General features: G+C 74.4%; 15 protein-coding genes and 1 pseudogene. 6 read left to right on the forward strand and 10 right to left on the reverse strand.

Translation table 11 applies throughout. The features are described from left to right. Nucleotides 1–60: 60 nt before the first annotated feature. Together argS and A2U95_RS08995 are read left to right on the forward strand one after the other, a co-directional pair. Nucleotides 61–1,839, forward strand: a complete 1,779-nt coding sequence (gene argS / locus A2U95_RS08990) for an arginine--tRNA ligase (protein WP_166021650.1) — start codon at nt 61–63, stop codon at nt 1,837–1,839. A 199-nt stretch (nt 1,840–2,038) separates the two neighbouring features. After that, on the forward strand, nt 2,039–2,833 hold the full coding sequence (locus A2U95_RS08995; protein ID WP_166021651.1) for a DUF4253 domain-containing protein: 795 nt from the start codon (nt 2,039–2,041) through the stop codon (nt 2,831–2,833). A gap of 39 nt (nt 2,834–2,872) precedes the next feature. On the opposite strand, the gene A2U95_RS09000 is transcribed toward A2U95_RS08995, so the two are convergent. The 6 genes from A2U95_RS09000 to A2U95_RS09025 all read right to left on the reverse strand — a co-directional run bounded on the left by A2U95_RS09000 (nt 2,873) and on the right by A2U95_RS09025 (nt 9,124). After that, on the reverse strand, nt 2,873–5,401 hold the full coding sequence (locus tag A2U95_RS09000) for an ABC transporter permease (RefSeq protein WP_166021652.1): 2,529 nt from the start codon (nt 5,399–5,401) through the stop codon (nt 2,873–2,875). A gap of 57 nt (nt 5,402–5,458) precedes the next feature. Beyond that, entirely contained in the window at nt 5,459–6,232 is a 774-nt protein-coding gene (locus A2U95_RS09005; protein ID WP_166021653.1) for an ABC transporter ATP-binding protein, read from the reverse strand. Nucleotides 6,233–6,338: 106 nt separating this feature from the next. Next, nucleotides 6,339–6,590: a DUF805 domain-containing protein gene (locus A2U95_RS09010; protein WP_166021654.1), complete on the reverse strand. Its 252-nt coding sequence runs from the start codon at nt 6,588–6,590 to the stop codon at nt 6,339–6,341. 43 nt (nt 6,591–6,633) lie between these two features. After that, entirely contained in the window at nt 6,634–7,056 is a 423-nt protein-coding gene (locus A2U95_RS09015) for a hypothetical protein (RefSeq protein ID WP_166021655.1), read from the reverse strand. A gap of 161 nt (nt 7,057–7,217) precedes the next feature. Beyond that, nucleotides 7,218–8,210, reverse strand: coding sequence for a porphobilinogen synthase (gene hemB, locus A2U95_RS09020; protein ID WP_166021656.1), 993 nt, complete (start codon nt 8,208–8,210; stop codon nt 7,218–7,220). A gap of 149 nt (nt 8,211–8,359) precedes the next feature. Further along, nucleotides 8,360–9,124, reverse strand: coding sequence for a DUF4232 domain-containing protein (locus A2U95_RS09025; protein ID WP_166021657.1), 765 nt, complete (start codon nt 9,122–9,124; stop codon nt 8,360–8,362). A gap of 224 nt (nt 9,125–9,348) precedes the next feature. On the opposite strand from A2U95_RS09025, the pseudogene A2U95_RS33750 reads away from it, so the two are divergent. Beyond that, nucleotides 9,349–9,543 (forward strand): annotated as a pseudogene (locus A2U95_RS33750) (helix-turn-helix domain-containing protein); the annotation flags it as partial. 152 nt (nt 9,544–9,695) lie between these two features. Here the strand turns inward: A2U95_RS33750 and A2U95_RS32575 are convergent. Then, nucleotides 9,696–10,112, reverse strand: a complete 417-nt coding sequence (locus A2U95_RS32575; protein ID WP_240957247.1) for a hypothetical protein — start codon at nt 10,110–10,112, stop codon at nt 9,696–9,698. 384 nt (nt 10,113–10,496) lie between these two features. Here A2U95_RS32575 and A2U95_RS09040 point away from each other — a divergent pair, with 384 nt between their 5' ends. Continuing rightward, nucleotides 10,497–10,793, forward strand: coding sequence for a hypothetical protein (locus tag A2U95_RS09040; protein ID WP_166021659.1), 297 nt, complete (start codon nt 10,497–10,499; stop codon nt 10,791–10,793). A gap of 29 nt (nt 10,794–10,822) precedes the next feature. Here A2U95_RS09040 and A2U95_RS09045 read toward each other — a convergent pair whose 3' ends face one another. Next, the gene (locus tag A2U95_RS09045) at nt 10,823–11,416 is read right to left on the reverse strand and encodes a dihydrofolate reductase family protein (protein WP_166021660.1); all 594 of its coding nucleotides are present in this window, start codon (nt 11,414–11,416) and stop codon (nt 10,823–10,825) included. Between the two features lie 148 nt (nt 11,417–11,564). Here A2U95_RS09045 and A2U95_RS09050 point away from each other — a divergent pair, with 148 nt between their 5' ends. Both A2U95_RS09050 and A2U95_RS09055 read left to right on the forward strand, forming a co-directional pair. Further along, the gene (locus tag A2U95_RS09050; protein ID WP_166021661.1) at nt 11,565–12,086 is read left to right on the forward strand and encodes a glutathione peroxidase; all 522 of its coding nucleotides are present in this window, start codon (nt 11,565–11,567) and stop codon (nt 12,084–12,086) included. 161 nt (nt 12,087–12,247) lie between these two features. Beyond that, complete coding sequence (locus A2U95_RS09055; RefSeq protein WP_206282845.1) at nt 12,248–13,168, forward strand: MerR family transcriptional regulator; 921 nt, start codon at nt 12,248–12,250, stop codon at nt 13,166–13,168. 102 nt (nt 13,169–13,270) lie between these two features. Here the strand turns inward: A2U95_RS09055 and A2U95_RS09060 are convergent, their stop codons facing one another. Both A2U95_RS09060 and A2U95_RS09065 read right to left on the reverse strand, forming a co-directional pair. Beyond that, nucleotides 13,271–15,139: an MFS transporter gene (locus A2U95_RS09060; RefSeq protein ID WP_420856980.1), complete on the reverse strand. Its 1,869-nt coding sequence runs from the start codon at nt 15,137–15,139 to the stop codon at nt 13,271–13,273. 153 nt (nt 15,140–15,292) lie between these two features. Further along, the gene (locus A2U95_RS09065) at nt 15,293–17,770 is read right to left on the reverse strand and encodes a D-alanyl-D-alanine carboxypeptidase (RefSeq protein WP_420857021.1); all 2,478 of its coding nucleotides are present in this window, start codon (nt 17,768–17,770) and stop codon (nt 15,293–15,295) included. Nucleotides 17,771–17,951: the final 181 nt, after the last annotated feature.

The raw sequence follows: 17,951 nt of genomic DNA on the forward strand, positions 1-17,951 counted from the left end.
CCGGCCGAGGTGGGATACTGACCGGGCACACCCGTCTTCGAGGAGAACGGCACCCACTCCATGGCCTCGGTCAAGTCCCTCACCGCCTCCGTCCACGCGCGCCTCGCGGACGCCCTCTCGGCTGCCCTGCCGGAGGCCGCCTCCGCGGACCCGCTGCTGCGACGAAGCGACCGGGCCGACTACCAGGCCAACGGCATCCTCGCCCTCGCCAAGAAGGCCAAGGCCAATCCGCGCGAGCTGGCGGCGCGGGTCGTGGAGCAGGTGGTCACGGGTGACGTGATCGAGGACATCGAGGTCTCCGGACCCGGCTTCCTGAACGTCACCGTCTCCGACCGGGCGATCACCGAGAACCTCGCCGCGCGCGCCGCCGACGACTCCGGCCGCCTCGGCGTGCCGCGGCGCGCGGAGGCGGGCACCACGGTCATCGACTACGCGCAGCCGAACGTGGCGAAGGAGATGCACGTCGGCCACCTGCGCTCCGCCGTGATCGGCGACGCGGTGCGCCGCATGCTCGACTTCACCGGCGAGAGGACCGTCGGCCGCCACCACATCGGCGACTGGGGCACCCAGTTCGGCATGCTCATCCAGTACCTGATCGAGCACCCGCACGAGCTGGACCACAAGGCCGACCCCGCCACCGACGTCGAGGCGGCGGGCGAGGAGGCGATGTCCAACCTCAACCGCCTCTACAAGGCCTCGCGCGCGGTCTTCGACTCCGACGAGGAGTTCAAGACCCGGGCCCGTCAGCGGGTCGTGGCCCTGCAGTCCGGCGACGAGGAGACCCTCGCGCTGTGGCAGCGGTTCGTCGACGAGTCGAAGATCTACTTCTACTCGGTCTTCGACAAGCTGGACATGCCCGTCGCGGACGACGAGATCGTCGGCGAGTCGGCGTACAACCCCATGATGGCCGAGACCGCCCGCATGCTGGAGGAGTCCGGCGTCGCGGTCCGCTCCGAGGGCGCGCTGGTCGTCTTCTTCGACGACATCCGCGGCAAGGACGACAAGCCGGTCCCGCTGATCGTCCAGAAGGCCGACGGCGGCTTCGGCTACGCCGCCTCCGACCTCTCCGCGATCCGCGACCGCGTCTTCGGCCTGAAGGCCGACACCCTGCTGTACGTGGTGGACGCCCGCCAGGCGCTCCACTTCAAGATGGTGTTCGAGACGGCCCGCCGCGCCGGCTGGCTGAGCGACGCCGTCAAGGCGGTGCACCTGGAGTTCGGCACGGTCCTCGGCAAGGACGGCAAGCCGTTCAAGACCCGTGAGGGCGAGACGGTCCGCCTGGAGGACCTGCTCGACGAGGCGTCCGAGCGCGCGGCGTCGGTCGTGCGGGAGAAGGCCCAGGACCTGACGGAGGAGGAGATCGCCGAGCGTGGCGCCCAGGTCGGCGTCGGCGCGGTCAAGTACGCGGACCTCTCCACGTCCGCCAACCGCGACTACAAGTTCGACCTGGACCAGATGGTCTCCCTGAACGGCGACACCTCGGTGTACCTGCAGTACGCCTACGCCCGCATCCGGTCGATCCTCCGCAAGGCCGGCGAGACCCGCCCCGCCGCCCACCCGGAGCTCGAACTGCACGCGGCGGAGCGCGCGCTGGGCCTCCACCTCGACGGCTTCGGCGACCTGGTCGCCGAGGCGGCCGCCGAGTACGCCCCGCACAAGCTGACGGCGTACCTGTACCAGCTGGCGTCCCTGTTCACGACCTTCTACGACAAGTGCCCGGTCCTGAAGGCCGACACCCCCGCCCAGGTCGAGAACCGCCTCTTCCTGTGCGACGTCACCGGCCGCACCCTCCGCCAGGGCATGACGCTCCTGGGCATCCGGACCCCGGAACGCCTGTAGTCCCGCGACGCATTGACGGGGCCCGCCGCGAACTCCGCGGCGGGCCCCGTCCGTCCGACGGCCCGGCCCACGCGTGCGGCCTGCACGGGAGCGCCCCGTGCGGGCATGCCTCGCCCGGCGTCACGGCCACGCCCTGTCCTGTCCTGTCCTGTCCCTGGAGCGACGTCGCTGTCGGCGCCGCCCCCTACAGTCCCGTCCCATGGCAAGCCTTCCCAACGCCCTCGCGAACCCGTCCACCACGCTCCGGCTGCCGCCGGGCCGTCTCGTCGACGCGACCACCGGCGGTCCGTGGCACGAGCCGCTGCTCTGGTGCGCCGACGCGCCGGCCGCGGTCGGCGACTGGGCGTCGCTGCGGGCGACCGGCCGTGACCTCGGGCTCCTCCCGGTGTTCCTCGACGTCGGGACCCGCCAGAGCACTCCCGACCGGTGGGGCCTGGACCCGGCCGGGACGTCGTACCCCGGGGACCACGACGCCTTCGAGGTGCTCGACGGCCACTGGTCGGACTTCGCGCTGTACCAGGAGGACCCCGACGAGGCGGACGCCTCCCCCGACGCCTGGCGGGGCCTCGCCCCCGCCACCGCGCCCTGCGCCGACCCGGACGGCGACGCCGCCGACACCGCGGACTTCCTCGCCGAGGGCGTCCCCTGGCTGAAGGAACTGCGCCCCGCCCTCGTGCCGGCCCGCCGCAGCGCCGACATACCGGCGGCCATCGGCTGGTCCGGTCCGCTCAACCACGAGAACGACGTGGCCCGGCTCTGTGCCGTCCTGCGCTCCTGGGAGGACCGCTTCGGCGCCCGGGTCGTCGTCCTCACCTTCGACCAGCTGGTCCTCTCCGTCGCCTCGCCGCCCACCGCCCCGGAGCACGCCGAGGCGGTGGCCGCCGAGCACTACGCGTTCTGCCCCGACAACATCGACCAGGGCATCGCCCCGCTCGGCCGGTACGCCGAGGAGGCGGTGCGCAACAGTCACGTCTGGTCGTTCTGGTGGGACTGAGTTCCCGGCCGGGCTCCTGACCGGGCTCCTGACCGGTCCCTAGTCGGCCTTGATCGCGGCCAGCATGTCGAGACGGGCGGCCCTGCGCGCCGGCCACAGCGCGGCGACGACGCCGATCAGCGCCGAGAGCAGCAGGAACAGGACGATCCGGCCCCACGGCAGGACCAGTTCGTACGTCCTCATGGTGCCGCCCATCAGCTCGCCGGCCGCCCAGCCGAAGAACACGCCCAGACCGACGCCGAGCAGCCCGCCGAACAGCGAGATCACCAGCGACTCCAGCCGGATCATCCGCGCCACGCCGCCGCGCACCATGCCCACCGCGCGGAGCATGCCGATCTCCTGGGTGCGCTCGGACACCGACATCGCCAGGGTGTTGACCACACCGAGCACGGCCACGACCACCGCCATGGCGAGCAGCCCGTACAGCATGTTCAGCACCAGGCTGAAGGTCTGCCCGATCTCCTCGGAGAGCGCCTGCTTGTCCTGGACCACGATGGCCGGGTTGTCGCCGAGCGCCTCCTCCAGGCGGTCCTCGTTCGCCTCCGAGGGGCCGTCGGTCATCTTCACCATGACCTGGAGGTCGGAGATCCGCTCCTGGTGCGGGGCGACGGTCGCGGCGTCCACGACGATGCCGCGGAACATCTCGTTCTGCTCGTACACCCCGGTGACGGTGAACTCCTGCTCGGCGCCGTCCTCGTGGGAGGCGGTGATGCGCGTTCCGGGCTTCCAGCCGCGCTCGGCGGCGATCCGGTCGTCGATCACGGCGCCGGCGCCGCCGACCTCGAACTCGCCGCGCACCAGCGGGAGTTCCATCAACTCGTCGAAGGCCGAGCCGTCCACGGCGGTCAGGTACTGGGTCTCGTCGTCCACCTCGGCCGGCACGATCCGCAGCGGGCTGGTGGCCGAGACCCCTTCCGCGTCGGCGAGCCGGCGCTCCACCTCGGGGCCGAGGCCCATGCCGTTGCCCATCGAGACCACGTAGTCCGCCTCGAGCGCGGCGGTGGCCATCCTGTCGATGGACGTCCGCAGGCTGCTCGCGGCCACCGTCATGCCGGTGATCAGGGTGAGCCCGATCATCAGCGCGGAGGCGGTGGCGGCGGTGCGGCGCGGGTTGCGCACGGCGTTCTGCCGGGCGAGCCGGCCGGAGACCCCGAACAGCCGCAGCACCGGAGCGACGGCGCCGACGACCGGCCGGGACAGCAGCGGCGTGAGCACGAACACGCCGAGGATCAGCAGGACCGCGCCCAGCCCCATCGGAGCCTGCGCCTCCGACCGCTCCATGGTGGTGGCGTACAGGACCACGGTGGTGCCCGCCCCCGCGAGCAGCGCGCCGAAGGTGTTGCGCAGCACCAGGGACTTGACCGTCGCCGTGGCGTGCACGCTGCTCATCGCGGCCACCGGCGGGATCTTCGCGGCCCGGCGGCCCGGGAGCCACGCGGCGCCCACCGTCACCAGGACGCCGACCGCGAACGCGGCGGCCACCGTGGTGGGCGCGATCACCAGCGGGCCGTCCGGGAGGACGCCGCCGACGCGGTCGGCCAGCACCCGCATCCCCGCGCCCACGCCGATGCCGGCGGCCAGCCCGGCCGCCGCCGCCACCGCACCGACCACGCCCGCCTCCAGCAGCACGGACCGGGTGATCTGCCGCCGCGAGGCGCCGACGGCGCGCAGCAGCGCCAGTTCGCGGGTGCGCTGCGCGACCAGCATGGAGAAGGTGTTGGAGATGATGAAGGTGCCGACGAAGAGCGCGATGCCGGCGAACACCAGCAGGCCGCTCTCCATGGAGCTCATCTGCGCGGAGATGCGTTCCGCCTGGTCCTCGGCGAGCTGTTCCCCGGTGCTGGTGGAGACGCCCTCGGGCAGGACCGCCTCCAGCGCGCCGCGCAGTTCGTCCTGGCTGGTGCCGGGCGCGGCCCGGACGAAGATCTCGTCGTACTCGCCGGTGCGGTGGAACAGCTCCTGTGCGGTGGCCGTGTCGAAGAGGGCGAGGCTGCCGCCCGCGGCGACCGAGCCGTCGTCGGTGGTGAAGACGCCGGTGAGGGTCGGGGTGAGGACCGGTCCGTCGACGGACAGCCGGACCGTGTCCCCGACCTCGTACCCGCCCGCACGCGCGGTCCGCTCGTCGAGGGCGACCTCGTGCGCGCCGCGGGGGGCGCGTCCGTCGGCCAGCGGGTAGCGGGGGTCGGCGTCGCCCCAGTAGTTGCCGCCCTGGGAGCGGAAGCTGTCGGCGACCAGTTCGCCGTCCCGGCCGGCCACCGCGGCGTAGCCCGCCACGACGCCGGTCGCCTCCTCGGCGCCCGGGACCGCGGCGGCCTTCTCCAGCAGCGCGGGGGTGAGCTTCGGCGGTTCGGCGGGGTCCCCGTCACCGGGGCCCGTGCCGGGGCCGGGGCCGAGGGCGACGTCGACCTGGTCGAAGCCCTTGGCGGAGCTGTTCCGCATGGCGTTCGAGACGGTGTCGGTGAAGACCAGGGTGCCGGACACGAACGCGACGCCGAGCAGCACGGCGAGCATCGTCATCAGCAGTCGGGCCTTGTGCGCGAGGACGTTGCGCAGGGCGGTACGGAACATGGGTGGAGGTCTCTCGGCTCGTTCGGCGGAGGTGCGGGAGGCGGCGGTGCCGGCCGGTCAGCTGACGCGGCCCTTCGCGTCGAACGCCTTCATGCGGTCGAGCACCGCCTCCGCGCTCGGCGCCCGCAGTTCGTCGACGATCCGCCCGTCGGCGAGGAAGACGACCCGGTCCGCGTAGGCGGCGGCGACCGGGTCGTGGGTGACCATCACGACGGTCTGCCGGTGGGCGCGCACCGAGTCGCGCAGGAAGCCGAGGATCTCCGCCCCGGAACGGGAGTCGAGGTTGCCGGTCGGCTCGTCGGCGAAGACGATCTGCGGGCGGGAGGCCAGCGCGCGGGCGACCGCCACCCGCTGCTGCTGGCCGCCGGAGAGCTGCGCCGGCCGGTGGCCGAGGCGCTCGGACAGGCCGACCATGCCGATCACCGTGTCCAGCCATCCGCGGTCCGGCCTGCGCCCGGCTATGTCCAGGGGGAGCGTGATGTTCTCGAGGGCCGTGAGGGTGGGCAGCAGGTTGAACGCCTGGAAGACGAAGCCGATCCGGTCGCGGCGCAGCCGGGTCAGGTCCTTGTCCTTCAGCGAGGCCAGCTCGGTGCCGCCGATGCGGACGGAGCCGGAGGAGAAGGTGTCGAGGCCGGCGACGCAGTGCATCAGGGTGGACTTGCCGGACCCGGACGGGCCCATGATCGCGGTGAACTCGGCCTCGTGGAAGTCGATGGTGACGCCCTCGAGGGCCACCACCCGGGTCTCGCCGTGGCCGTAGACCTTGGTCAGGTCCGCGGCCTGCGCGGCCACCACGGCGGTGGCCCGGTCTGCGGTGTCGGTGGTGGTCACGGGAGGGTGCTCCTGACGGCCGTCGGGTCTGGGACCGGACCATCATCCGTCCCGCGCACCCGCGTGCCGTCAGCCCTCGCTCCCGTTCCCGGGGCCCACCTGGGTCTCATGCCGGCAGGCCGGGGTCCTCCTCGGGTATGACCTCGTCCCCGAGTCGCCGGCCGGTCGCGGCGTCCTGCGCGTGCTCGGGGCCCGGGCCCCGCCGGCTGGTCCCCGGGTCGCCGTCGCGGCCGAGCCGGAGGACCGGCACCAGCACCCCGAACGGCACGAGGTGCAGGAGGAGCCGCCACCCGGACCGCCCGGTGTCGTGCGGGCGGCGGACCGTGGTCGCGGCCCGGAGCACGAGGCGGCAGCCCACGGGCCCGTACGGCCGGAGCACCGGGGGCGGCCGGAGCCGCCGGTCAGGCGTCCGCGGCCCCGGCGCCCCCGCCCCGCCCGGCGGCCGCCTCGTCCAGCAGGCTCCAGCCGTCGACCTCCACCTCGCCCGGCACGTCCGGCTGCCAGCCGCGGGCCAGCGCCACGTCCAGCAGCGCCCGGACGGCACCCGGCTCGTGCAGGTTGAGGACGGCGCCCGCCACGAGCCCGACGTGTCCGGAGCCCGTGTACGCCCCGCCCGGGACCAGCCGCCCCGGACCGTCGGCGAAGACGATCCGCAGCCGGCCGCCGGCCGTGGCCGGTCGCGTGGGCAGCGTGGACAGCGTGAGCACCTGGCGGCAGTCCACGGCCCGGCCGCCGTCCGGCCTCCGGTGGCTGTGCCGGTGCCTCCACAGGTAGGTCCGCCCGTCGGCGACCAGACGGCGGGACGTCCTCTCCTTGCGCGGCATGCCGCGAGGGTACCGGTCCGCCCCGGCGTCGCCTCCTCCACCGGCCGGCGCCGGGGGGCGGGAACGCGGCGCCGGCCGGCGGCTCCGGTCCCGCTCCGAGGCGACGCGCGGGAGCCGCCCGGCGCCGGGGCCGGGCGGCTCCCGGTCCCGGCGGCGTCGCGTCAGCGCAGCATCCGCGCCGCCTCCACCGCCCAGTACGTGAGGATGTTCCGCGCCCCGGCCCGCTTGATGCCGGTCAGGGTCTCCAGGATCGCCTTGTCGCGCTCGACCCAGCCCTTCTCCGCCGCCGCCTCGATCATCGAGTACTCGCCGGAGATCTGGTAGGCCGCCACCGGGACGTCCACCGCGTCGGCGACCCGGGCCAGGACGTCCAGGTAGGGGCCGGCCGGCTTGACCATGACCATGTCCGCGCCCTCCTCCAGGTCGAGCGCCAGCTCGCGCAGCGACTCGCGGAGGTTGGCGGGGTCCTGCTGGTAGGTCTTGCGGTCTCCCCGGAGCGACGACCCGACGGCCTCGCGGAAGGGGCCGTAGAAGGCGGAGGAGTACTTGGCGGTGTAGGCGAGGATCGACACGTCCTCCCGCCCGATCTGGTCGAGCGCGTCGCGGACGACGCCGATCTGGCCGTCCATCATGCCGCTGGGGCCCACGACGTGGGCGCCGGCGTCCGCCTGGACCTGTGCCATCTCCGCGTACCGCTCCAGCGTGGCGTCGTTGTCCACCCGGCCCTCGGCGTCGAGCACGCCGCAGTGTCCGTGGTCGGTGAACTCGTCCAGGCACAGGTCCGACATGACGATCAGGTCGTCGCCGACCTCGGCCCGCACGTCGCGCAGCGCGACCTGGAGGATGCCGTCCGGGTCCGTGCCGCAGGTGCCGAGGGCGTCCTTCTTCCCGTCCTCCGGGACGCCGAAGAGCATGATCCCGGAGACGCCCGCCTCGACGGCCTCCGCCGCGGCCTTCTTCAGCGTCTCCCGGGTGTGCTGCACGACCCCCGGCATCGAGCTGATCGGCACCGGCTCGTTCACGCCCTCCCGCACGAAGGCGGGGAGAATGAAGTCGGCGGGGTGGAGCCTGGTCTCGGCCACCATGCGCCGCATCGTGGGAGTCGTACGCAGCCGCCGCGGCCGCGTACCGGGGAAGGAACCGTACGTCGTCATGCCCTCCACGCTACGCCCGCCGGGCGGACCCCTTTGCCGACGCCCGGTCGGCTCCCGCGACCGGTGACCGGGCGGGGTCGCGCACGGCCGTCGCGCCCCTCACCGGGGTGGCCGGTGAGGGGCGCGACGCGGGAGCGGACGGACGGCCGTTACCAGACCAGCGCCAGGTCCATCTCCTGCTGCCAGTAGGTGACCGTGTGGCTGCTGTCGACGTACACGCCGCCCGAGGGCAGCGACACGGTGGCGCCGCGGCCGGACGCGTCGCCCGAGCGGTCCGCGTACGTGACGGTCAGCTTGTGCGCGGTGCGGCCCCCCTCGCCCTCGCCGGTGGCCACCGCGGTCATCACCCCGGCGTAGGCGGACTCTCCCGGCTCGAGGGTCACGACCGCCTGCGGGATGCTCTCGCGCAGCACCGGGACGGGCGCCTGGGCGTCGTCGAACCGCAGGAACGGCGCGTGGTAGGCGAAGCAGGGGGTGTCGCCGGTGTTGGTGGCGGTGATCAGGACGTGGTTGATCGGGCGGGAGACGGCGGTGACGCGGATCTTGGTGTTGGCGGCGGTGCAGGTGACCGCAGTCGCGTCGGAGTCCGATCCGGAACCCCGGCCGGCGTCCGAGCCGGAGCCGGCGGCCGGGCCGCCCTTGTCCGTGCCCTGTCCCCCGGTGGAACCGGTGGCCGATCCGGTGCCCTTCCCCGCGTCGGACGCGCCGTCGGCCGACTTCTGCGATCCGGCCGGCTTCACGTCCTTCCCGGCGTCGGCGCCCGAACCGGCGGCGGGGGCGGACGCCTGCGGGGAGGAACCGACGGCGCCGGCGTCCGCGCCGCCCTGGCAGGCGGTCAGCGAGAACGCGGCGAACGCGACGGTCGCGGCGGCGAGGACACGGACACGGGGGCGGCGGGCGGCGAGAACACGCATGGCGAAATACCTCTCGGAAGGGTGGAGTTCGGCGGACCGCTCGACCTGTCGGCCGGAGCGGCGTGCTTGGATGACCTCAGCTTGCGGGCGTTTTCGTCCCAGCGGCGACGATGCCGGGGTGTTCGGGACGCTGGAACGTTCTCAGCGCCCTGACCAGCGAGAACGCCGTCGCCTGGAACGCCGGGACGGGACGTTCCCACCGGATGACGAGGGGGAGAGGAAGCATGACGGGGGCAGAGGACACCGCGGAGTTCGCGCGGCGGCTGCGGGAGCTGAAGGACCGTTCGGGACGCAGCTACGGGATGCTCGCCAAGAGACTCCACATGAGCACGTCGACGCTGCACCGGTACTGCAACGGGGACGCGGTGCCGACGGAGTACGCGCCGGTGGAGCGGTTCGCCCGGGTGTGCGGGGCGTCGGCCGAGGAGCTGGTGAGCCTCCACCGTGCCTGGGTCCTCGCCGACGCGGCCCGCCGCCGTCCCGCCCCGTCCCCGGCGCCCGCGCCGTCGCCGGACGCGGCCCCGGCGCCCGCGCCGTCGCCGGACGCGGCCGGCCCGGCCCCGTCGTCCCCTCAGGCCCCGGTGCGGCGGGCGTTCCTCCGTCTCACCGCGTCCGTGGCGAAGCAGACGAGGGCCGTGACGCCGAGGGTGGTCACCGTGATCATGAAGACGCCGACGGCGAACAGGCCGCTGGAGTCGTCCGACCAGTCGTACCAGGCGGCACCGGCCAGGCCGGCCGCCGTGCCGAACACCGCGCCGGCGTAGTGGCGGCGCAGCGCGGCCCAGAGGACGGCGGCGAGGAGGGTCAGGACCAGGCCGATCACCTGCCACGCCTCGTACGGGCCGGTCGAGGAGCCGTCGGGGTGGACGTCGCGCTCCTGGTCCCAGCCCAGCCACCCGGCCCAGGCGGCCGCGGCCACTCCGGCGAGCAGGAGGACGGAGAGGAGGTGGGGGAGGAAGCGCTTGCCCGGTCGCGAGGTCGAAGTCATGGCCCCATCGTCACGAACCGCCACGGTCCGCCCGCAGAGCGCACGTACTCAGATCGGCCTGAGTACGTGGGACCCGGCGGCCGGTGTCCGGCGCCCCGGACGGACCGGCCGTCGCTCGGCGGTCCTGTCGGAGCGGTCCTGTCGGAGCGGTCGTGTCGGCGCGGTCGTGTCGGCGCGGTCACGTCGGAGCGGTCACGTCGGAGCGGCCCCGTCGGCGGTGGCCCGGAGGGCGGCGAGGTGACCGGTCAGGACGGTGCGGCCGGTGGGCCGGCCGGTTGCCCGCCGTCCGGCACGGGCGTCCTCCCCGTCCGTCCCGGTCCGTCCCGGTCCCGCCGGGCCGCCCCGCCCGCGGCGGTCCGCCCTGCCCGCTGCGACCATGGCGGGATGACGGGTGCGGGCGAGGGGCGGCTTCCGGCCGGGTGGACGATCGAGCGGGTGCGGGAGGTGTCCGGGGTCCCGGACGCCGTCGTGGTGGACGGCGACCGGGCGGTGACCCGGGTGGCGTGGCCGCCGGACGGCGAGGACCGGCCGGTCGAGCCCGAGGTCGTCCTCCGGTTCGGCGGTCCGGCCGTGGTGAGGGGCTCCGGGGACGAGGACCGGTCCATGGGGCACTTCGAGGACGACGGCAGCGTGTGCTGCTGGTCCGCCGGGACCTTCCACCAGATGGTGCGCGGGCTCTGAGGGCCGCTGCCGGGGGACCGCGCGGTGTGTCAGGCGTCCGCCCGCTGGTAGACGAGGGCGTTGACGCCCTTGGGGCTGGTGGTGACGGAGGCGAGCCGGAAGGTGGTGAGGCCGCCGTCGGCGGGGAAGACGGACTTGCCCCCGCCGAGGACCACCGGCATCTGCGTCAGCCGCAGTTCATCGACCAGACCGGCGCTCATCAGGGCGCGGGCGACCGAGGAACTGCCCATCACGACGATGTCGCGGCCCTCCTCCTCGCGCAGCGCGCGGACCCGGCCGGGGAACTCCGCACCGGGAAGGCGGACGGTGTTGTTCCAGGTCAGGTCGGCGTCGCCGAGGCTGTCGGTGACGACGTACTTGCGGATGGCGTTCATCCGGTCGGCGAACGGATCGCCCGCCCGCTCCGGCCAGGCACCGGCCATGACCTGCCAGGTGCGGCGGCCGAAGAGGAGGGCGTCGGCGCCCTCGAGCGCGGCGTCGAAGGCGCCGCCGACGACCTCGTCGTCGAAGTGGGAGGCGGTCCAGCCACCGTGGGCGAACCCGCCGTCGGTGTCCTCCTCGGGGCCGCCCGGCGCCTGGGTGACGCCGTCGAGGCTGATGAACTGGGTGATGACGACACGCATCTGGGTTCGCTCCCTGGCCTGTGATTACCGCATCGGTGCGACGGGCCGCACGGTACGGGACGGTACGCACAGGAGACCGAAGGCGGGCCGGAAAGTCATCGGTCAGGAGCTGACCGGGTGCGCGCGGCGGTCCGGTTAGGCTCCGGGCATGACCATTGCTGAGGGTTCGAAGGACGCGGGTTCGGTGTTCGACGTCGAGATCGGGGCGCTGCGGGGCGGCTCCGCCGATCTGGGGCGGTACGCCGGGCGGACCGCGCTGCTGATCGTGAACGTGGCGTCCCGGTGCGGGCTGACGCCGCAGTACAACGGGCTGGAGAAGCTGCAGGAGCGGTACGCGGAGCGCGGGTTCAGCGTGCTGGGCGTGCCCTGCAACCAGTTCATGGGGCAGGAGCCGGGGTCGGCCGAGGAGATCGCGGAGTTCTGCTCGGCGACGTACGGCGTCACCTTCCCGATGACCGAGAAGGTCGAGGTGAACGGGGCGGGCCGGCACCCGCTCTACCGGCGGCTGACGGGCTTCGCCGACGCCGAGGGGCACGCCGGGGACGTCCGGTGGAACTTCGAGAAGTTCCTGGTGGACCGGGAGGGGAACGTCGTGGCCCGGTTCGCGCCGCAGACGGAGCCGGAGGCGGACGAGGTCGTGGCCGCGATCGAGAAGGTGCTCGGCCGGTGAGCCGGTGAGTCGGTGAGTCGGTGAGTCGGTGAGCCGAGGAACGGTGAACCGCTGAACCGCTGGACGACGGGTCGCGAGGACCGGGTTGACCTTGCCCTTGGGGCAGGCCGCAGTGTCCCTGTCACCGGGCCGGGGGCCCGGTGACGGAGGAGGCCACGGGCATGAGCGACGAGCTGATCAGCATCGGCGCGTTCGCCGCCAGGGTGCGGTTGTCGGCGAAGGCGTTGCGGCTGTACGACCGGCTGGGGCTGCTGACCCCGGCGTACGTCGACCCGGCGACCGGATACCGCTACTACCGGCACGAGCAGGTGGAGCGGGCCCGGACCATCGTGCACCTGCGGCACCTGGACATGCCGCTGGCGGCGGTCGCGGACGTGGTGGCGCTGATGGGCCACGACGGCCGGGCGGCCGCCGAGCGGGTGGGCGCCTACTGGGCGGACGTCGAGGCGCGGCTCGCCGGGCAGCGGGCGCTCGTGGACTTCCTCCGTGCGCGACTGGACGGAAGGAGCTCCCTGATGAGCGAGCGGTACACGACGGAGACGGTGGACGTGCCGGGCTGCACGGTGCTCACCCTGCAGCGGCACGTCCTGGCCGGCGAGCTGCCGGCCTGGATCGGGACCACGCTGGACCGGCTGACCACGGTGGCGGCCGAGGAGTGCGGGGGCGTCGCCGCGGCCCCGTTCGTGGTCTACCACTCGGAGGTGTCGCAGGAGAGCGACGGTCCCGCCGAGGTGTGCGTGCCGGTGCGGGAGGCCGGCGCGGCACGGGAGTGGGCGGCGCGGCACGGCAAGGGCATGGGCGTGCGCGAGGAACCCGCACGGCGGCTGGCGTTCACCCGGATCACCAAGGCGGAGGTGGCCCAGCCGATGATCATGAACGCCTTCGAGGCGGTGGAACGGTGGGTCGCCGACCGGGGACTGCGGATCGCCGGGCCGTGCCGGGAGGTGTACTTCGCCGACTGGCCGTCGGCGGAGCCGACCGACCCGGTCTGCGACGTGGCCTACCCGGTCGAGGTCCCCGAGGAGGTTCCGGACCGGGCCCCCGACGGGCCCCGGGCCGGATCCTCGACGAGCTCCGGCTGAGGTCCCGGCCCAGGCCACCGGCAGGATCTCGCTCAGGTCCCCGGCGGGGTCCCGCTCAGGTCCCCGAGGGGGTCCCGGTCCGGGCCGGGACCCCCTCGGGGGTCAAGGGCTCTCCGGCTCCGGGCAGGGCGTGCCGCGCGGGATCCGGTAGTGGGCCGCGAGGCGGTAGGTGCCGGCGGCGGGGGCGTCCAGGACGGTCCAGGCGACTCCCCAGGCGTCCTCCTCCCCCTCGGCCAGGCAGCCGTGCGCGTTGGCGCCGTCCGGCTCCGGCGGCGGGACGGCCGCGCCGCCGGCGTCGAGGAGGCCCAGCCACGGCGAGTGGGCCACCCGCACGGTGTACCGACCCGGGCGCGGCACCCGGAGGACGAGTCCCTCCTCGTCGGCCCGGACGACCCGCGCCGGCGGGTCGGCCAGCGGGGTGGGGTCGGTGACGGCGTACATGCGCCAGTTGCCGTCGGCCCACACCTCCTTCAGGTAGGGCAGCCCGCCCTCGATCAGTGCCCGCTCCCGGCGGCCGCCCTCGCCGTCGGGTTCGCCGTGGAGCGGGAGGACGACGTGGTGGACGGCCCAGCGGCTCAGCCACTCGCGGTAGGTGGCGGCGTCCAGCGAGCCGTCGTAGAAGAGCGGGTTGCGTTCCCGGTCGGCCTGGCGGTTCCAGCCGCGGGCCAGGTTGACGTGCGGGACCAGGGCGGAGGACTCGGCGTGCGAGCTGGCGGGGACCACCTCGACGCGGCCCCGGCCGGTGTCGGCCTCCTTCAGCCGGTCGACCAGCGGGGCGAGGTTGCGGGCCCAGATCGCGTCGGGCTTCATGCTCACCACGTCGTTGACGGTGCTGACGCCGACCCACCCGGCGAAGACGGTGAAGGAGAGCAGGACCGCGTGGCGGCGCCGTGAGCGCGGCTCGGTGAACGGCAGCACGGCCAGCAGGGCGACGCCGCCGAACAGCATGGGCAGGCGGGTGATGTTGGAGCCGATCTGCGAGCTGACCGCCCACACCAGCAGCACCGCGGCGGCGTAGACGGCACAGGTGATCCGGACGGTGCGCCAGCCGGCCGGCGTCACGGCGTACACCAGGACGGCGACGGTCACCGGCAGCAGCGTGGTGGTGAAGCCCATCGGCTGGGTCCCGGAGAACGGGAACAGCCAGGCGGACACGGCGACCACCAGGGCCGGGCCGAGTCCCAGCGCCCAGGCTCCGGGGAGGCGGCGCTGGAGGAAGAGGGCGACGGCGATCAGGCCGAGGAACAGCCCGGCCACCGGTGACGCCATGGTGGCGAGGGCGGCCAGCGGGGCGGCGCACAGCGCCTTGGCCCAGCGCCGCCGGTGCCACGGGCGGGGCGGGCAGAAGACGACCGCTGTCGTGGCGAGCGCGAAGAGCACGCCCAGCCCGAAGGTGACCCGGCCGGAGACGGCGTTGCAGAACAGGCCGAGGACACCGGCGAGGGCGGCCGGCCACACGTGGCGGAACGCCGGCCCGGGGCGCGGAACGGGGCCGGTGCGTGCGTGGCAGAGGATCAGGGTGAGCAGCCCGGCGGAGAGGGTGCCGGACAGCATCATCGTGGTCCGCACCCCGAGGACGTGCATCAGGTAGGGCGAGACCACGCTGTACGAGACCGGGTGCATGCCGCCGTACCAGGCCATGTTGTAGGCCGAGTCGGGGTTGCGGCCGACGAACTCGGCCCAGGCGTCCTGGGCGGCGAGATCGCCGCCGCTGTTCGCGAACGTGAAGAACCAGAGGACGTGCAGGGCCCCGGCGAGGACGGTGACGGCGGTCGCCGGGTGGCGGAGGAAGCGGGCGGCGCGACCGGGGACGGGGGCGGGCGCCGTTGCGGGCCCGGGTGTCCGCGGAGGCCGTACGGGGCCGGGCAGGTCTTCGGCGGCGGGCCGCCCGGCCGGGGCGGGCACCCGGATCCGGGGCGTCTCGACCGAGGCCCCACGGGATGGCGTGCGCGCCGGTTCCGCTGTGCTCACCTGGACGAACTCCCTTGTCAGGTCCGCCGGTTCTCCGGTCGGGGCTCCGCCGGACCGCCCGGCGACGCTAGCACGGCGCCCTGCCGCGGAACGCCCGGTCGGGCGGCCCGCGGCAGGGCGCGCGGCAGGAACGGCGGGGCGGACCCGCGCCGTTCAGACGATGCGGGTCAGCTTGGCTCCGGCGCCCGGCTCCGCCAGGTCGCTCTGCAGCTGCACCGGCACCTTGACCGCTCCGCCCTCGGCGTCGCCGACGGTCAGCGACCCGACCTCGGTCCCGGCGGGCGCGACGTGCGGCAGGTTCTCCTCGGGCTCGAAGGTCAGGCTGACCTCGTGCCCGGCCCAGCCGACCGCCTTGACGTCCTCGGAGACGACCACGGGGGTCCGGCCGCCGAGGCCGTCGTCGACGTGACCGACGACGTCGCCCTTCTTGAGGATGGTCTCCGAGGCCAGCACCTTCTGGGTGGCCAGCATGGCCGTCTTGGAGACGGCGTTCACGGTGTCCAGGATGGGGCTCTTGTGCTGCCCGAGGACCGCGCCGACGATCGTCACCGTCTCGCCGTCGACGTCCTTGGTGGCGGCGAAGAGCAGGTTGCCGCCGGCCTTGGTGGTCGAGCCGGTCTTGATGCCGATCGCGCCGTCGTACGGGACCAGGGTGTTGTAGTTGTAGTGCCGGTTGCCGTACGGGTCGTCCCAGTAGCCCTGCCGGGTGATGTCCACCATGCCCGGCATCTTCATCATCTCGGTGCCCAGCTTCACCTGGTCCTCGGCCGTGGAGACGGTCGACGCCTTGAGGCCCGAGGGGTCGGTGTAGGTGGTGTTCTTCATGCCGAGGTCCCGGGCGGTCTTGTTCATCTTCTCGACGAACGCCTCCTCCGAGCCGGCGTCCCAACGGGCCAGCAGACGCGCGATGTTGTTCGCGGACGGAATCATCACCGCGGACAGCGCGTCGCGCAGGGTGAGCTTGTCGCCCTCCTTGACGCTGTTGAGCGTGGACTCGTCACCCGTCTTGTCGTAGCCGCCCTCCTTCTCGGCGAGGGCGTCGACCGGGATCTCGGGGCCCTTCTCGCCGACCTTGAGCGGGTGCTCCTTCATGATCACGTAAGCGGTCATCGACTTGGTGACCGAGGCGATCGGCACGGGCTTCTGGTCGCCGAAGTGGTCCACGGTGCCGATGCCGGTGACGGACATCCAGCCCTGGCCCTCGTCCGGCCACGGGAGGGCCGCCGCGTCGCCGCCGAAGCGGTGCGAGTCCTCGGCGGTCAGCACCAGGGACGGCTCGGGCAGCGGGCGGACCATCTGGACGATCGCCAGGATGATCGCCAGCAGCACCACCACCGGGGTCCAGATCTTGACCCGGCGCACCACCCGGCGGGGCAGGGTGTCCGGCGGCGGCGGGGTGTTGGTCAGCTCGGCGAGCAGGTCCAGCGGGGGCTTGGGCGGCAGCGGCTGCTGCGTGGTGCGTTCGGGACCGATCTGCGGGATGGCGGCGGTCTCGCCGGCCGGCGCCCCGGCGGCAGCGGCCCCGGCGGCGGGACCCGCGGCGGGCGCCGACGGCTTCCGGGTGGCCGGCTGCGGGCCGGAACCGACCTTCAGCTGCGTGGTGGGCTGGTCCACCCGCGGCTTGGCACCGGGGGCGCCGAGGCGGATCGCGGTGGTGGGCTGGTCCACGGGCTTGCCGGCCGGCGGTGCGGCCTTGCCGGGGACGCGGGTCCCGTCGCCCTTCTCCTCCGCCGGTAGCGGGCTCGCGGCGGCCCATCCGGGCCGCTTGGCCGCGGGACCGGGCTCGTCCTCCGGCGCGTCCTCCCGCTCCTCGCCCGGCTCGTCGCCGGGCTCGCCCTCGGGCGCGGCGTCGGCGGGCTCGGCGTCGGCGGGCGCCGCGTCGACCGGCTCATCCGCGGGCTCGGCATCGGCCGGCTCGGCAGCGGGCTCGGCGTCAGTCGGCTCGGCGTCGGCGGGCTCGGCGTCGACCGGCTCATCCGCGGGCTCGGCCTCAGTCGGCTCGTCGTCGGCGGGCGCGGCACCGGCCGGCTCGTCGTCGGCGTCCCGGTCGTCCGCCCCGGCCTTCGCGTCCTCTCCCCCGTCCACCGGGGCGGCGGACGCGGCGGCGTCCCGTCCTGCGGACGGCTCGTCGTCACGGTCACCGCCGGCGGACCGGCCGTCGACCGGCGCGTCCTCGGCGGCGTCGGACGGCTCCTCACCGCTCTCCGCCTCAGTCCCGGCCTCCGGCTCGTCCTCGCGGACGTCGGACGCCTCCTCGGCGTCCGCCAGGTCACCGGCCGGACCCTCCGGGTCCACACCCGCCGACGCCCCGTACGCGGGCACCTTCCGCCCGGCCTCCGGCTCCTCGTCACCGTCAGCGCCCACCACGGCGTCGTCCGCCCCGGCCTCGGGCCCACCCTCGCGGGCGTCCGACACGTCCTCGGCGTCCGACACGTCCTCGGCGTCCGGCTCGTCCTCGCGGGCGACCGGCTCGTCCTCGTGGCCGTCGTCGGACGGCTCGGCGGGGACATCCCCGGCGGTGTCGCCGGAGGGCACGGCGGCGTCCACGGCACCCGACGGAGCGTCCTCGACGGCGTCACGCGCGTCGTCGGCGTCCCCGGTGGCCGTTCCGGCGTCCTCGGGGCCGGTCACGGCCTCCCGGGCGGCCCCGGTGGCCGTGGGACCTTCCGCGGTCGTGGAGGCCGCCTCAGGGCGCTCCACGGGCTGCTCCGGGACCCCGGGCCCGTCGGGACCGCCCGCGCGGTCCGAGCCGTCGGCACCGTCGGTGCCGTCCGCCTCCGCCTCCGCCTCCGCGTCGCCGCCCCGCGGCGGC

Source organism: Streptomyces chilikensis, from assembly GCF_001642695.1.
Lineage (GTDB): Bacteria > Actinomycetota > Actinomycetes > Streptomycetales > Streptomycetaceae > Streptomyces > Streptomyces chilikensis.

Bases quoted from the DNA above. Each gene is read 5' to 3' on its own strand.
- A2U95_RS32575 (WP_240957247.1), bottom strand. From the start codon at position 10,112: ATGACTTCGACCTCGCGACCGGGCAAGCGCTTCCTCCCCCACCTCCTC.
- A2U95_RS09025 (WP_166021657.1), bottom strand. From the start codon at position 9,124: ATGCGTGTTCTCGCCGCCCGCCGCCCCCGTGTCCGTGTCCTCGCCGCC.
- A2U95_RS08995 (WP_166021651.1), top strand. From the start codon at position 2,039: ATGGCAAGCCTTCCCAACGCCCTCGCGAACCCGTCCACCACGCTCCGG.
- A2U95_RS09015 (WP_166021655.1), bottom strand. From the start codon at position 7,056: ATGCCGCGCAAGGAGAGGACGTCCCGCCGTCTGGTCGCCGACGGGCGG.
- A2U95_RS09000 (WP_166021652.1), bottom strand. From the start codon at position 5,401: ATGTTCCGTACCGCCCTGCGCAACGTCCTCGCGCACAAGGCCCGACTG.
- argS (WP_166021650.1), top strand. From the start codon at position 61: ATGGCCTCGGTCAAGTCCCTCACCGCCTCCGTCCACGCGCGCCTCGCG.
- hemB (WP_166021656.1), bottom strand. From the start codon at position 8,210: ATGACGACGTACGGTTCCTTCCCCGGTACGCGGCCGCGGCGGCTGCGT.
- A2U95_RS09045 (WP_166021660.1), bottom strand. From the start codon at position 11,416: ATGCGTGTCGTCATCACCCAGTTCATCAGCCTCGACGGCGTCACCCAG.
- A2U95_RS09040 (WP_166021659.1), top strand. From the start codon at position 10,497: ATGACGGGTGCGGGCGAGGGGCGGCTTCCGGCCGGGTGGACGATCGAG.
- A2U95_RS09055 (WP_206282845.1), top strand. From the start codon at position 12,248: ATGAGCGACGAGCTGATCAGCATCGGCGCGTTCGCCGCCAGGGTGCGG.
- A2U95_RS09050 (WP_166021661.1), top strand. From the start codon at position 11,565: ATGACCATTGCTGAGGGTTCGAAGGACGCGGGTTCGGTGTTCGACGTC.